General features: G+C 70.2%; 11 protein-coding genes. 9 read left to right on the top strand and 2 right to left on the bottom strand.

The window, feature by feature from the left end:
* The first annotated feature begins 69 nt into the window (after positions 1-69).
* Genes OO60_RS13025 through OO60_RS13005 form a run of 5 tightly spaced genes read left to right on the top strand, consistent with a single transcriptional unit; the run spans position 70 to position 5,664 of the window.
* Positions 70-1,641, top strand: a complete 1,572-nt coding sequence (locus OO60_RS13025; protein ID WP_003064172.1) for an ABC transporter ATP-binding protein — start codon at positions 70-72, stop codon at positions 1,639-1,641.
* Positions 1,638-2,729, top strand: coding sequence for an ABC transporter permease (locus OO60_RS13020; RefSeq protein ID WP_003064169.1), 1,092 nt, complete (start codon positions 1,638-1,640; stop codon positions 2,727-2,729). Before OO60_RS13025 ends, OO60_RS13020 begins: the two co-directional genes overlap by 4 nt.
* A gap of 32 nt (positions 2,730-2,761) precedes the next feature.
* Positions 2,762-3,994, top strand: coding sequence for an ABC transporter permease (locus OO60_RS13015; RefSeq protein ID WP_155848845.1), 1,233 nt, complete (start codon positions 2,762-2,764; stop codon positions 3,992-3,994).
* Positions 3,995-4,384 (top strand): cytidine deaminase, encoded by a 390-nt coding sequence (locus OO60_RS13010; protein ID WP_033261417.1) that lies wholly within the window; start codon positions 3,995-3,997, stop codon positions 4,382-4,384. It abuts the gene before it with no gap.
* Positions 4,381-5,664: a thymidine phosphorylase gene (locus tag OO60_RS13005; RefSeq protein ID WP_003064157.1), complete on the top strand. Its 1,284-nt coding sequence runs from the start codon at positions 4,381-4,383 to the stop codon at positions 5,662-5,664. The genes OO60_RS13010 and OO60_RS13005 overlap by 4 nt, the downstream gene beginning before the upstream one ends.
* Positions 5,665-5,854: 190 nt before the next feature.
* Here the strand turns inward: OO60_RS13005 and OO60_RS13000 are convergent, their stop codons facing one another.
* Entirely contained in the window at positions 5,855-6,976 is a 1,122-nt protein-coding gene (locus tag OO60_RS13000) for a hypothetical protein (protein ID WP_003064156.1), read from the bottom strand.
* Between the two features lie 213 nt (positions 6,977-7,189).
* Here OO60_RS13000 and OO60_RS12995 point away from each other — a divergent pair, with 213 nt between their 5' ends.
* The gene (locus OO60_RS12995) at positions 7,190-8,284 is read left to right on the top strand and encodes an adenosine deaminase (RefSeq protein WP_033261416.1); all 1,095 of its coding nucleotides are present in this window, start codon (positions 7,190-7,192) and stop codon (positions 8,282-8,284) included.
* Positions 8,285-8,385: 101 nt separating this feature from the next.
* Positions 8,386-9,576 (top strand): MFS transporter, encoded by a 1,191-nt coding sequence (locus OO60_RS12990; RefSeq protein ID WP_003064152.1) that lies wholly within the window; start codon positions 8,386-8,388, stop codon positions 9,574-9,576.
* A 545-nt stretch (positions 9,577-10,121) separates the two neighbouring features.
* Here the strand turns inward: OO60_RS12990 and OO60_RS12985 are convergent.
* A complete protein-coding gene (locus OO60_RS12985; RefSeq protein ID WP_003064150.1) occupies positions 10,122-11,384 on the bottom strand; it encodes a hypothetical protein in 1,263 nt (420 codons plus the stop codon).
* 151 nt (positions 11,385-11,535) lie between these two features.
* On the opposite strand from OO60_RS12985, the gene OO60_RS12980 reads away from it, so the two are divergent.
* Entirely contained in the window at positions 11,536-14,040 is a 2,505-nt protein-coding gene (locus OO60_RS12980; protein ID WP_003064148.1) for a DEAD/DEAH box helicase, read from the top strand.
* A 38-nt stretch (positions 14,041-14,078) separates the two neighbouring features.
* Positions 14,079-15,116, top strand: coding sequence for a C45 family autoproteolytic acyltransferase/hydrolase (locus OO60_RS12975; RefSeq protein WP_081911193.1), 1,038 nt, complete (start codon positions 14,079-14,081; stop codon positions 15,114-15,116).
* Positions 15,117-15,152 lie beyond the last annotated feature (36 nt).

Below are 15,152 nucleotides of genomic sequence, written 5' to 3'. Positions count from 1 at the left end.
GTCCGGGGCTCGGAGGAATTTCTCCTCCGGGCCCCTCACGCGTTCCAGAGATATGGAATCCTCCCGCCCATGAGCACTGCCGAGGCCCCGGCCGAGGCCGTCCCCGACCGGGGCGCGCCCGCCGTCCAGCTGACCGGGATCACCAAACGGTTCCCGGGTGTGGTGGCCAACTCCGACGTCAACCTCACCGTCGCCGCCGGCGAGGTGCACGCCATCTGTGGTGAGAACGGCGCCGGCAAGTCCACCCTGATGAAGATCCTCTACGGCATGCAGCCGCCGGACGAGGGCACGATCGCGATCAACGGCGAAGAGGTGAAGCTGCGCAACCCGCAGGACGCCATCCGCGCCGGGATCGGCATGGTGCACCAGCACTTCATGCTGGCCGACAACCTCACGGTCGGCGAGAACGTGTTCCTCGGCGCCGAGGCCCTGCACGGCATCGGCCGCGCCGCCCGCGCGCGGCTGGCCGAGCTCGCCGAGCGCACCGGCCTGCACGCCAAGCCGGAGACGCTGCTGGAGGAGCTCGGTGTCGCCGATCGCCAGCGCGTCGAGATCGTCAAGGTGCTCTACCGCGGGGCGAAGATCATCATCCTGGACGAGCCGACCGCGGTCCTCGTGCCGCAGGAGGTCGACGCGCTCTTCGCGACCGTCCGGGAGATGAAGGACGACGGCTACACGTTCCTCTTCATCTCGCACAAGCTCGACGAGGTGCGCGCGATCGCCGACACCGTCACGGTGATCCGCCGCGGCACCACCGTCGGCACCGCCGACCCGAAGACCATCACCTCGCGCCAGCTCGCGGAGATGATGGTCGGTTCGGAGCTGCCCAGCCCGGAGACCCGCGAGTCCACCGTCACCGACCGGGACGTGCTGCGGCTGACCGGGTTGACGCTCGGCGCCGAGGGCTCGGACCGCAACGCGCTCGACGACGTCACCTTCACCGTGCACGCGGGGGAGGTGCTCGGCATCGCCGGCGTCGAGGGCAACGGCCAGACCGAGCTCGTCGAGACGATCATGGGCATGCGCAAGCCGTCCGGCGGCACGATCGAGCTGGTCGACGCCGACGGCAAGGCGCGTGACCTGACGAAGACAGGCACGTTGGCGCGGCGCGAAGCCGGCATCGGCTACATCGCGGAAGACCGCACGCGGCACAGCCTGCTGCTCACGCAACCGTTGTGGGTCAACCGGATCCTCGGTTACCAGACCCGCGAACCGGTCTCCAAGGGACAGTTGCTCGACATCGCGGGCGCCCGCGCGGACACCGAGCGGATCGTGCGCGACTACGACGTCCGCACGCCCGGCATCGACGTCCCGGCTGCCGCGCTTTCGGGCGGCAACCAGCAGAAGCTGATCGTCGGGCGCGAGCTGTCGGGCAACCCGGTGCTGCTCATCGCCTCGCACCCCACGCGCGGGGTCGACGTCGGCGCGCAGGCGCTGATCTGGGAGAACATCCGCCAGGCCCGGGCCGACGGCCTCGCGGTGCTGCTCATCTCCGCCGACCTCGACGAGCTGATCGGCCTGTCGGACACGATCCGCGTCATGCTGCGCGGGCGGCTCGTCACCGAGGCGGACCCCGCCACCGTGACGCCGCAGGAACTGGGTTCGGCGATGACCGGCGCCGGAGAAGGTGAAGAAGAATGACGTCCTGGCGCACCAAACTGCTGCCACCGCTGCTGGCGATCGTCTTCGCCGTGCTGCTGTCGGCGATCGCGCTGATCATCTCCGGCGCCGACCCGCTGCAGGCGTACGGCACGATGATCGGCCAGATGTTCAAGGGCTCGACCGCGGTCGACACCGTGAACCTCGCGACCGTGTACTACCTGTCCGGGCTCGCGGTGGCCATCGGCTTCCAGATGAACCTCTTCAACATCGGGGTCGAGGGTCAGTACCGCTTCGCCGCCGTCGTCGCCGCCATCGCGGGCGGCGCGATGAAACTGCCGCCGGTCATCCACGTGCTCGCGATCCTGGTGGTCGCGGTCGTGGCGGGCATGGCCTACGCGGCGGTCCCGGCGATCCTCAAGGTCACTCGCGGGGTCAGCGAGGTCATTTCGACGATCATGCTCAACGCGATCGTCGCCGGGATCATCGCGTTCCTGATCAACGCCGACCAGTTCGGCGTGCAGCGGGGCAACAACATCGGCACCCGCGTGATCGAGCCCTCGGGCCGGATCCCCGGCATCCCGCTCGGCTCCGGCACGCTGTTCGGGTTCGTGGTCATCGCCGCGATCGTCGGCGGCGCCTACTGGTTCATGCTCAACCGCACGCGGTTCGGCTTCGAGCTGAAGGCGTCCGGCGAGTCGACCACCGCGGCCGCCGCCGGTGGCGTCAACGCCAAGAAGATGACGCTGATCGCGATGCTGCTCTCCGGTGGCGTGGCCGGCCTGGTCGCGATGCCGGAGCTGCTCGGCCGCGACTACAGCTACGGCATCACCGCGACGCAGATGTACGGCTTCACCGGCATCGCGGTCGCGCTGCTCGGCCGCAACCACCCCGGCGGCATCGCGCTCGGCGCGCTGCTGTGGGCGTTCCTCGACACCTCCGCGGTGTCGCTGGAGCAGATCAACGTGTCCAAGGAGATCGCGACGATCATGCAGGGCATCATCGTGCTGTCGGTCGTCGTGGCGTACGAGATCGTGCGCCGGGCCGACCTCGCGGCCGAACAACGGAGGGTGGGCCGCGCGCTCGCCGGCCGCAAGGGTTCCTCGGTCGCCGAAGGGGGTGCGGTGTGATCACCGACGTCGCTCCCGAATCCGGCTCGACGATGCCGGTCCAGCGCCGGCGCCGGGGCCGGATCCCCGGCTGGCTGCGTGGCGTGATCTGGGCCGTGGTCGCCATCGCCGTCATCTCGACGGCGTCGTACTCCACCGGCGTCGCCGCGCTGACGTCGTCGAACACCGCGCAGACGGCGTTGCGCCTGGCGCTGCCGATCCTGCTCTGTGCGCTGGGCGGCCTCTGGGCCGAACGCGCGGGCGTGGTCAACATCGGTCTCGAGGGCATGATGATCCTCGGGACCTGGGGCGCCGCCTGGGGTTCGTACAACGGCGGCGTGTGGGCCGGGCTGATCTCCGCGATCGTCTTCGGCGCGCTGGGCGGGCTGCTGCACGCGGTGGCGACGGTGACGTTCAACGTCAACCACATCGTCTCCGGTGTCGCGATCAACCTGCTCGGCCTCGGTGTCACGAAGTACCTGGCGAACCTGATCTTCGCGCCGATCTCCGGCAACCCGCGGCAGTCGCCGGTGGTGCCGAAGTTCGACACCTACTCGGCGAGCGGTCTCTCGGACTGGCTCGGTGACCTGGAGAAGGAGCAGCGGGTCGGCATCTCCGACGTCGCCGGCATCCTGCGCGGCCTGGTCACCGAGGTGGCGCCGCTGACGATGATCGCGATCCTGCTGGTGCCGCTGAGCTTCTGGATCCTCTGGCGGACGCGGTTCGGCCTGCGGCTGCGGTCGTGCGGCGAGAACCCGGTCGCGGCCGAGTCCCTCGGCGTGAACGTCTACCTGCACAAGTACGTCGCCGTGATCATCTCGGGCGCGTTCGCCGGGATGGGTGGCGCGTCGCTGGTGCTGCTGCGCGGTGGCGCGGACTACCTGGAGAACCAGACGAACGGCCGCGGGTACATCGGCCTCGCGGCGATGATCTTCGGCAACTGGCGGCCGGGCGGCCTGCTCGGCGGCGCGGCGCTGTTCGGTTACGCGGACGGCCTGCAGCTCGCCGGCGGCGGCGAAGCGGTGCTCGCGCTGCTGTACGGCGCGGTGATCCTGGTCGCCGTGATCGTCGTCGTGCAGCTGTTCCGGCGGCAGTGGATCGCGGCCGGGCTCGGCGTCGTCGGCGCGGGCGTGCTGTACGCGATCTACTGGGCCAACGACACGCTGCCGTCGGACCTGATCCCGTACACCGCGCACTTCGTGACGCTGATCGTGCTGGCGGTGGCTTCGCAGCGGCTGCGGCCGCCGAAGGCCGACGGCCAGCCGTACCGACGGGGTGAGGACTGAGTGTCTACTGTGGATTGGGACGCGCTGCGTTCCCAGGCGATCGAAGCGGCTTCCCACGCGTACGCGCCCTATTCGGGGCTGCACGTGGGGGTCGCCGGGATCGTCGACGACGGCCGGGTCGTGACCGGGTGCAACGTCGAAAACGCGTCCTACGGGCTCGGGCTGTGCGCGGAGTGCACGATGGCCGGGCAGCTGCGGCTGTCCGGCGGCGGACGGCTGGTCGCGGTCGCTTGCCGGTCCGGTGCCGGTGACCTGCTGATGCCGTGCGGGCGCTGCCGGCAGATCCTGTTCGAGCTCGGCGGGTCTTCGTGCCTGGTCGACACGCCGAGCGGGATCCTGCCGATGTCCGACGTCCTGCCGGACGCCTTCGGCCCGGACGACCTGCCGTGAGCGCGTTCGCGGCGGTCGATGTCATCCGGGTGAAACGGGACGGCGGCACGCTTTCCGACGAGCAGATCGACTGGGTCATCGACGCCTACACCCGCGGTGACGTGGCCGAAGAGCAGATGTCGGCGCTGGCCATGGCGATCTTCCTGCGGGGGATGACCTCGGCGGAGATCTCGCGGTGGACGCACGCGATGATCGCCTCCGGTGAGCGGCTGTCGTTGGCCGTCTCCCGGCCGACGGTGGACAAGCACTCGACGGGCGGGGTGGGCGACAAGATCACGCTGCCGCTGGCGCCCCTGGTGGCGGCGTGCGGCGCGGCGGTGCCGCAGCTGTCCGGGCGCGGGCTCGGCCACACCGGCGGGACGCTCGACAAGCTGGAGTCGATCCCGGGCTGGCGGGCTTCCCTGTCCACTTCGGACATCCAGTCTCAGTTGGAGGACGTCGGCGCGGTGGTCTGCGCGGCGACGTCCGGGCTGGCCCCGGCGGACAAGAAGCTGTACGCGCTGCGGGACGTGACGTCCACAGTGGAATCGATCCCGCTGATCGCCAGCTCGATCATGAGCAAGAAGATCGCGGAAGGCGCGTCCGGGCTGGTCCTGGACGTGAAGTTCGGGTCGGGCGCGTTCATGAAGACTCTCGACCAGGCGCGTTCGCTGGCTTCGGCGTTGACGTCGATCGGCGCCGACCACGGCGTCCCGACGACGGCGCTGCTGACCGACATGAACGTCCCGCTCGGGCGGGCGGTCGGCAACGCGGTGGAGGTCGCGGAGTCGGTCGAGGTGCTCCAGGGCGGCGGGCCCGCGGACGTGGTCGCGCTGACGCTCGCTCTGGCACGCGAGATGCTGGCTCTCGCCGGTCTGGACGTGGACCCGGCGGCGGTGCTGGCTTCGGGCGAGGCGTACGAGGTCTGGTGCCGGATGATCTCGGCCCAGGGCGGCGACCCTTCGGCGCCGCTGCCGACGCCGGCGCACGTCCACACGGTCGTCGCGCCTTCGTCGGGTGTGCTGGCGTCGCTGGACGCGTACGCGGTGGGCGTCGCGGCGTGGCGCCTGGGCGCGGGCCGGGCCCGCAAGGAGGACCCGGTCCAGGCGGCGGCGGGCATCCTGTGCCTGGCCAAGCCGGGCGACACCGTCACGGCCGGTGACCCCCTCCTGGAGTTGCACACGGACACCCCCGACGCGGTCCCCGCAGCGCTGGCGGCCCTGGAAGGCGGCTTCACGATCGCTGACTCGGCACCCGAGCCGGGTCCGATCGTCGTGGAGACCATCCGCGCCGAGGTGTGACGATCATCGCGAAGATGATCACCCGTCCGAGTGACGCCATGGCGTCACTCGGGCCGTCGCAGCGCCCGAAATTGTCGGTGGTGCTCGGTAGGCTGGAGAACGGGGGGCCGGGGCCCACGCTCCGCCCTCCACCCGAGCATGAGGAAGGCCCCCACCGGATCCCGGCGGGGGCCTTCCTCATGCGTGAGCCTTACTCCGCGGCTTCTTCCGCGCCCTCGGCCTTGGCCTTCGCGTCGGCCGGCTTCGGCGCGCGGCCGTTGCGCGAGCTGCGGCGCGGCTGGCGCGGGGCCGGCGGGGGCGGGGCGATCTGCTGGACCGCCGGGCCGCCGCCGAGCATCAGCTCCGCGAACGTCGCCATCGCCTCGTCGAGCTGGCCGCCGATGCGGCGGACGCTCTCGTCGTTGCTCTTGCGGACCAGCGTGTCGACCGAGTCGGTGTCCGGCTGCTTGGACAGCGTGCCCTCGACCTTCGACAGCCCGGCCTTGAGCGCGCCGTCGAGGTCGCCGATGCCGGAGAGGAAGCCGTCCTCCACCTTGTCGAGGCGGGAGGCCAGGTCGTCGAGGCGGGTGGTGACCGTTTCGAGCCGGTTGCCCAGGTTCTCCAGCCGGTCGGACGCGTCGATCATCTCGCCGGTCTCGGTCAGCGCGACCTTGAGCGCCTCGGTGTTGGCGTCGATCCGCTCGTGCGTCGTGCGGCCCAGCTCGCCGACCCGCTCCTGCGTGACCCGGCTCAGCTCGTCGACCTTGCCGCGCAGCTCGTGGTCCGTCGCGTCGACGCGCTCGCGCAGCGTCGACTCGGCCTGCTCGATCCGCTCGCGGACCGGGCCGTGCACCGACTGCGGCAGCGACTCGAGCTTCGCGTCCTGCTTGTCGAGGTGGCCGCCCAGCTCGTCGAGCCGGCGGTGGATGTTCTGGAGCTTGTCCTCGAGCCCGTCCATCCGGCCGGCGACCCCCTCGAAGCGCGCGGCGACGCCGTCGAGGCGGCCGTCGAGCTGCGCGAAGGGCTTGGCGAGCTTGTCGACGATGCTCTCGACGGCGCGGGTCAGCGCGGCGATCGCCGCGTCCTGGGCCTCGAGGCGGGACATCGTCTCGTCGAGGCGCTCGGCGAGGACGCTGGTCTCGGTGCGGTCGGGCATCTCGGACAGCCGCTTGCGGACCGCGCCCAGCGAGTCCACCGGCGCGAGGCGGGCGTAGATGTCGTCGAGCGCGTCGAAGATCTGCTGCTGCTCGCTCTCACGCACTTCGGCCGCGCGCACCAGCATGTTGCGCATCCGGTCGAAGGACGGGGCGGCAATGTGGTTGTCAGTGGTCACTGCTGTGTGTCCTTCGTCGGCGGGGAAATGGAGGGACGTGCCACGAAGCTTATCGATTGCAAAAATTGCTGTCTGTATGGCCCCCGTGAAGAGGCTATTGCGGAGGCTGCCCCCGGATGGCCGATTCGGGACATGATCCTCGACGCTGAGGGTTAGCCCGAGCCTGAGACTTACGGCCATGTAGGGGAATGACAACGAGGTTACCGTTGGGGGATGCCTGACGAAAGCCCTGTTCTGCCCACCGAGACACTCCGCCGCGCACCCAAGGTGCTGCTGCACGACCACCTCGACGGCGGCCTCCGGCCGGCCACCGTCGCCGAGCTCGCCGACGCGACCGGTTATGCCGGTCTGCCCACCACCGACCCGGCCGAGCTGGGCAGCTGGTTCCGCCGAGCGGCCGATTCCGGCTCACTCGTTTCCTACCTCGAGACCTTCGCGCACACCTGCGGCGTGATGCAGACGGAGGAAGCGCTGGTCAGGGTGGCCGCGGAGGCGGTGGAGGACCTGGCCGCCGACGGCGTCGTCTACGCCGAGGTGCGCTACGCACCGGAGTTGTTCGTCGAACGCGGACTGTCACTCGATGCGGTGGTCGAGGCCGTCCAGGCGGGGTTCACGGAGGGCACCCGCCGGGTCGCCGCGAACGGCGGCAGCATCCGCGTCGGGACGTTGCTCTGCGCGATGCGCCAGCACGCCCGCGCGCTCGAGATCGCGAGCCTCGCCGTCCGCTACCGCGACGTCGGCGTGGCCGGCTTCGACATCGCCGGCCCCGAGGACGGATTCCCGCCGACCCGCAATCTCGACGCGTTCGAGTATTTGCGCCAGAACAATGCGCATTTCACCATTCACGCCGGCGAAGCATTCGGATTGCCGTCCATTTGGGAGGCGATTCAGCACTGCGGCGCCGAGCGGCTCGGCCACGGCGTGCGCATCGCCGAGGACATCAAGGCCGACGCGGACGGCACGGTCCACCTTGGACGGTTGGCCGCGTACGTCCGCGACCGCCGCATCCCGCTGGAGATCTGCCCGACGTCGAACGTCCAAACAGGCACGGTCCGCTCGATCGCCGAGCACCCGATCGGCCTGCTCGCCAAGCTGCGGTTCCGGGTGACCGTGAACACGGACAACCGGCTGATGAGCGGATGCACGATGACCAGCGAATTCGCCGCGCTGCACGAGACGTTCGGCTATGGTATCGACGACTTCCGCTGGTTCACGATCAACGCGATGAAATCCGCCTTCATCGATTTCGACGCCCGGATCTCGCTCATCGACGACGTCATCAAGCCCGGGTACGCCGCGCTGGCCTGACCTCTCCCGCTTCGGACCGCAACTCGCTTGCGGCCCTTAGCCATGCCAACTATTTTTCACCATGTAGGACATAATTCTCATTATGTGAGACGGTGACGAAGATGGCGCAGGTCACGGGCGGTCGGCTTCACGCGAATCCACGGCGGTGGCTCATCCTCGCGCTCGGCCTCGCGGCGCAGACCGCGAGCTGCTCGTTCCTCTACGGCATCCCGTTCCTGGTCCCGGTCATGCGGGACGCGGAGGGGCTGACGCTGGCCGAGGCGGGCACGGTCGTGGCGGCGCCGAGCATCGGCCTGCTGTTCACCCTGATCGTGTGGGGCGCGGCTGCGGACCGTTACGGAGAGCGCCTGATCATGGCCCTCGGTCTGGGCGCCTCGGGGTTACTCCTGGTGTACGCCGGGGTGGGAACTCACCCGGTCGGGCTCCTCTTTGGGGTGTTTTTGGCGGCCGGCGCCTGTACAGCCTCGGTGAACGCGGCGAGCGGTCGCGTAGTGATGGGCTGGTTCGCGAAGTCCGAGCGGGGCGTGGCGATGGGGATCCGCCAGACGGCCCAGCCGCTGGGGGTGGGCGTCGCGGCGCTGGGGCTGCCACCGCTGGCCGCGCACTTCGGCTTCCGGGCGGCGCTCCTGCTGCCGGCGGGGCTGGCGATCGCGGTGGCGCTGCTGGTGGCGTGGCTGGTGACGGACCCACCGCGGCCGCCTCTGGTTTCCGGGGAGCGGCCGCCTTCGCCGTACCGGCACGCGACGCTGTGGCGGGTGCACGGGGCGAGCGCGCTGCTGGTGGTGCCGCAGTTCGCGGTGTCGGCGTTCGCGCCGGTGTACCTGGTGGCGGTGCAGCACTGGAGCCCGTTGTCGGCGGGCTGGTACCTGGCGGTGGTCCAGGTGCTGGGCGCACTGGGGCGGCTGGGGTCGGGCTGGTGGTCGGACCGGGTGGGCAGCCGCCTGCGCCCGATGCGGGTTTTGGCGGTGCTGAGCTGCTTGGTGATGCTGCTGGTGGCTCTCGGGGACGCTTCTTGGCCGTGGCTGGTGCTGCTGGCCCTGGCGCTGGCGGGGATCATCACGGTGGCGGACAACGGCCTCGGCTTCACGGCCTCGGCGGAGCTGGCCGGCCTGGCGTGGTCGGGCCGCGCGATGGGAACGCAGAACACGGCTCAGAACGTGGCGGCTTCGCTGACCCCGCCCCTCCTGGGCCTGGTGATCGGCGACACGCGCTACGCCCTGGCCTTCTGCGTGGCCGCGGTGTTCCCGGCCTTGGCGGTGCTGGTGATCCCCACCCGCGCCGAACACCCCTGACCCGTGTCGTCCATCAGCGCACGCGTGTCGTCCATCGGGGCACGCGTGTCGTCCGCCCAGGCACGCGATGCCCCTCGGATCACGCGAGATGCCCCTCCAGTCACGCGAGATGCCCGCCCAATCACGTGAGATGCCCGGCTGAGCACTTGTGTAGCCCTCCGGGGGACGCGAGCCAACCGCCCGGATAAGCGGGCCGACCGCTCGGGCGCGCCTCGACCGGGCCCGTGCCCGCCGGCCGACGGGCGGGTGTGACGGTCCGCTTGCACGCGTAGCCGCGCCGAAAACTCGCCCAGCCCGCGGGGGCGCCCCCCGTCTCCAGCGTATCGGCCGCCCACGACGAAAAACCGGCAACGAGGGGTGCGGTCGGCAGGGTTGTCCACAACTCGCCTGGCCTGTGGACCAGTCGGCTCGCATGCCCAGACGGACGACTCGCGTACCCGGACGGACGACTCGCGTACCTGGATGGACGACTCGCGTACCCAGACGGACGACACGGCGAAGGCCGCCCCCCCAACCCGGGGAGGCGGCCTTCGCAAACCCAAAGATCAAGCCACCGTGAGCCGGTTCTCGAAAGTTTCGACCAGCTTCCGCCACGCGCTCTGCTCCGCGTCGAACGGCGCCGACGGCTCCAGGCGCGTCGGGTCCGGGCGCAGCACGAACGACACCAGCCAGCCCAGGCTCTCGTTCGACGCCAGTGCCGTCTCCACCGAGTCGTCGCCCGCCCAGTCCGCCGCGTCCTGGATCAGCTCGACCGCCAGCTCCAGCTGGGTCGGGTCGAGCGCCTCCGGGCCCTCCGCGATGTCCGCGTCCAGGCCCGTCAGGACGTACGTGTTCTCGGGGTCGACCTCGATCTCGAGCTCGCCCGCCGTCGCCTTCGCCAGTACCTCGTCCCACGTGGACACGTCGGCCAGGTCCGTGTCGGCCAGGTCCTTGCCGTCCGCCAGGGCCCGGGCGAGCGCGCCCGACGACGTGAACACGTCGATCTCGCCTTCGCTGCCCAGGAACACCGGGGCGTCGTCGAGGTAGCAGCGCAGCGTGTAGTACTCCGCGCCGGACGTGATGATCTTGATCGGGTCGATGCCGACCTCGGCCCAGAAGCCGACCGGACCCTCGTCCTCGTCCTCGGTCTCGTCGGCGTCGTCGTCCGACGAGATGGCTTCGAGGTCCTCTTCGCCCTCCGCGCCGGCCTCGGCCTCGGCCGACTCCTCGTGGAACGCCGCCAGCTCCTCGGCCGTCTGCTCCAGCACCTTCTCGTCGACCTCCGGCTGGGTCACCAGGCCGTCGATCGCGTCGAGCACGGTGTCCCACTTCTGCGACACCGTCTCGGACAGGTCGTTCCACACCTGCACCCCGACGCTCCCGGTGAACGGCAGCGTGCCCTGGTCGAGCAGCGAGAAGCCCTCGGTCGAGTCCAGGATCTCGTGGACCTCCTCGAGGTCGCAGACGTCGGCGAGCGACCGCACGATCCCGACGATCTCCGCCAGCTCCGCGATGTGCCAGACGTCCGGCTCCTCGGCGACGAGCTCCGGGACGCCGACGAGGTCGTACGTGTGGTCCTCGTCCGGGATCAGCTCGGGCACGTTCAGCGACGGCACCGCGTCCCACGCCGGGTGGTCGAGCAGGTCGTGCCGCTCGGACGTGCGGACGAAAGCGGCCAGGTGAGCGGCGTCGGGGAAGGCGTACAGGTCGTCCTCGTCGCCGAGGAACGCTTCCCACTCCTCGCCGTCTTCCCGCCAGCGCGGCGCCCACAGGGTGACGACGTCGCCCTGCGGCAGGCCGAGTTCGATCGGGATGATGTCCTGTGCCATTCCTAAGCCCTCCGGATTACCGCCCGTGTGCGCGCGAGACCGGAAGTATGCTCCAGGCCGTGCGCGGTACCGCGAAGCCTACGGGTTTCCCACCCGCGATGCGATCGCCCCTGCCGACTTTGCGCTGAGCGGATGAGACGATGGGGGCCTGATGACTCTCACCGACCTCCTGCCTGCGGATTCCGACCCCGACGCGCTCTTCGAAGCCTTCTCGACCTGGACGGCCGAACGGGGCCTCGAGCTGTACCCGGCGCAGGAGGAGGCGGTGATCGAGGTCGTCTCCGGGGCGAACGTCATCCTGTCGACGCCGACCGGGTCCGGGAAGAGCCTCGTGGCCGTCGGCGCGCACTTCACCGCGCTCGCCCAGGGCCGCCGCAGCTACTACACCGCGCCCATCAAGGCCCTCGTTTCGGAGAAGTTCTTCCAGCTCATCGACATCTTCGGCGCCGACAACGTCGGGATGATGACCGGCGACTCCAGCGTCAACCCGGACGCCCCGATCATCTGCTGCACGGCTGAAATCCTGGCGAACATCGCGTTGCGGTTCGGGGCGGACGCCCCGGTCGGGCAGGTCGTGGCCGACGAGTTCCACTTCTACTCCGAGCCCGACCGCGGCTGGGCGTGGCAGGTGCCGCTGCTGGAGCTGCCGAACGCCCAGTTCGTCCTGATGTCGGCGACCCTCGGCGACGTGTCCTTCTTCGAAAAGGACCTCACCCGCCGCACCGGACGGCCGACGGCGGTCGTCACGTCGGCGCAGCGCCCGGTCCCGCTGACCTTCCGGTACGCGCTGACGCCGCTGCACGAAACCATGTCCGAGCTGCTCAACGGCGGCCAGGCGCCGGTCTACGTCGTCCACTTCTCGCAGGCCGCGGCCATCGAGCGGGCGCAGACGCTGATGAGCATCAACGTCACGACGAAGGCCGAGAAGGACGCCATCGCCGAGCTGATCGGCGACTTCCGGTTCTCCGCCGGCTTCGGCAAGACGCTGTCGCGGCTGGTCCGCCACGGCATCGGCGTCCACCACGCCGGCATGCTGCCGAAGTACCGCCGATTGGTCGAGACCCTGGCCCAGTCCGGGCTGCTCAAGGTGATCTGCGGGACCGACACCCTCGGCGTCGGCATCAACGTGCCGATCCGGACGGTCGTCTTCTCCGCGCTCACGAAGTACGACGGCGTCCGCCAGCGCCACCTCAAGGCGCGTGAGTTCCACCAGATCGCCGGCCGGGCCGGGCGCGCGGGCTACGACACCGACGGCTACGTCGTCGTGCAGGCGCCCGACCACGTCGTCGAGAACGCCAAGGCGCTGGAGAAGGCGGGCGACGACCCGAAGAAGAAAAAGAAGATCGTCCGGAAGAAGGCGCCCGAGGGGTTCGTCAACTGGACCGAGAGCACCTTCGAGCGGCTCATCGCGGCCGACCCCGAGCCGCTGACGTCCAGCTTCAAGGTGACGCACTCGATGCTGCTGAACGTGATTTCGCGGCCGGGCAACGCCTTCGACTCGATGCGCCACCTCCTGGAGGACAACCACGAGGACCGCGCGTCGCAGCGCAAGCTGATCCTGCGCGCCATCGCGATCTACCGCGCGCTGCTCGCCGCCGGCGTCGTCGAACGACTGTCCGAACCGGACGAACAGGGCCGGATCATCCGGCTCACCGTCGACCTGCAGTTCGATTTCGCGCTCAACCAGCCCCTTTCGCCGTTCGCGCTGGCCGCCATCGAGCTGTTCGACCTCGAGTCGCCGAGCTACGCGCTCGACGTCGTGTCCACTGTGGAATCCACTGTGGACGACCCACGGCCGGTGCTGTCGCAGCAGCAGTTCAAGGCGCGCGGCGAGGCCGTCAACGCGATGAAGGCCGAGGGCATCGAGTACGACGAGCGGATGGAGCTGCTCGAGAACGTCACGTACCCGAAGCCCCTCGAAGAGCTGCTGCAGGGCGCGTTCCACAGCTACCGGCAGGGCCACCCGTGGGTTGCCGACTACGAGCTCTCGCCGAAGTCCGTGGTGCGCGACATGTACGAGCGCGCGATGAACTTCGTCGAGTACGTCGGCTTCTACCAGCTGGCGCGGTCGGAAGGGCTGGTGCTGCGCTACCTCGCCGACGTCTACGACGCCCTGCGCCACACGGTGCCCGACGAGGCGAAGACCGAGGCGCTGCAGGACCTCATCGAGTGGCTCGGCGAGCTCGTCCGGCAGGTCGACTCGAGCCTGCTGGACGAGTGGGAGGCCCTGCGGCACCCCACCGAAGAGGGGCCGCCGTCGCACCGGCCGCCGGAGCTGCCGCCCGCCGTCACGCGCAACGAGCGCGCGTTCCGCGTCCTGGTGCGCAACGAGCTGTTCCGCCGGGTCGAGCTGTTCGCGCGGCGCGCGTGGGCGGTGCTCGGCGAGCTCGACGCGGCGTCCGGGTGGGACGCCGAGGCGTGGGAAGACGCCATCGCGGACTACTTCGAGGAGTACGACGAGCTCGGCACCGGCCCGGACGCGCGCGGGCCGGCGCTGCTGCTGATCGAGCAGCAGCCGGACGTCTGGAAGGTGCGGCAGATCTTCGACGACCCGGCGGGCGACCACGACTGGGGCATCAGCGCCGAGGTCGACCTGGCCGCGTCGGACGAGGCCGGGATGGCGGTCGTGCGCGTGATCGACGTGGGCGCGCACTGATTGTTGCGAATTCCTGACGCGTCAGTCATCGTGAGCGCATGGTGGCGACAGTGCGGGAGCACCGGATCGGCGACGTGCGCTGGACGGTCGTCAGCGGTCCCCGGGAAGCCGCTTTCCACGCGCTGGGGGCGCACGCGGCGGCCGACATCCGGACCGTCCTGGCGGGACTGCCGTCGTGGCCGGTCACCGAACGGGCCCGGCGGTCGCCGGTGCTGTTCCGGGCGATCGAATCGGCGTCACAGGTGGAGCACCCGGACGCGTACGCCGAGCTGACGGCGCTGGCCGCGGGCGCGGGCGTGCCGTTCGACGACCTCCTGCTGGCCAACCTGCGCGGCGACCTGGGCGCGGGCGACGGAACGGGCTGCACGGACCTGGCGTGGGCGCCTTCGCTGCTCGGCCACAACGAGGACGGCGCCCCGGTGTTCGACGGAATCGGCCGCCTGCTGACGCTGCTGATCGACGGCGAGCCGGGCGTGTGCGTGTGGTGGTACCCGGGGTTCGTGCCGGCCAACACGTTCACGCTGACGACGAACGGCCTGGTGTGGGGCATCGACAGCGTCAACGTGGTGGCGCCTTCGCCGTGCGCGGGGCGGCATTTCGTGGCCCGGACGGCCCAACGGGCTGATTCGCTGACGGCGGCGGTGTCGGTGTTGCGTGGGTGTCCTTCGGCGGGCGGGTTCGCGTACACGATGGGCCAGGTCGGATCACCGGGGGTGACGGCGGTCGAGAAGGCGGGCCACGAGACGGCGGTGACCACTGTGGACAGCGGATTTGCCTGGCACACGAACCACTTCCGACGGTTGTCTCCCTCACTGGACGCGGCTTCCGAGGAGAGCCTGGCCCGCGCCGAGGTGTGCGCGCACCTGGCACCGGTCGCCCCGGACGCGAAGTGGCTGGTATCGGCGCTGACCGGAGCGGTCCACCGCAACGCCACCGGTGGGGACGACCTGATGACGTTGAGCACGCTGGTGACGGACCTGGCGTCGGGGATGGTGACGCTGGTGCCGCGGGGCGGCGAGCCGCTGTGCGCCCTGGCGGCCGATCTGGCGTCGGGGAATGTCGACGCGGTGCGCTGAACACTCGGACGTCATGGGGTCAATTCATCGGGATGG

The organism is Amycolatopsis vancoresmycina (assembly GCF_000716785.1).
GTDB classification, from domain to species: Bacteria; Actinomycetota; Actinomycetes; order Mycobacteriales; family Pseudonocardiaceae; genus Amycolatopsis; species Amycolatopsis vancoresmycina.
This window is presented reverse-complemented; position numbering and strand designations above follow the sequence as displayed.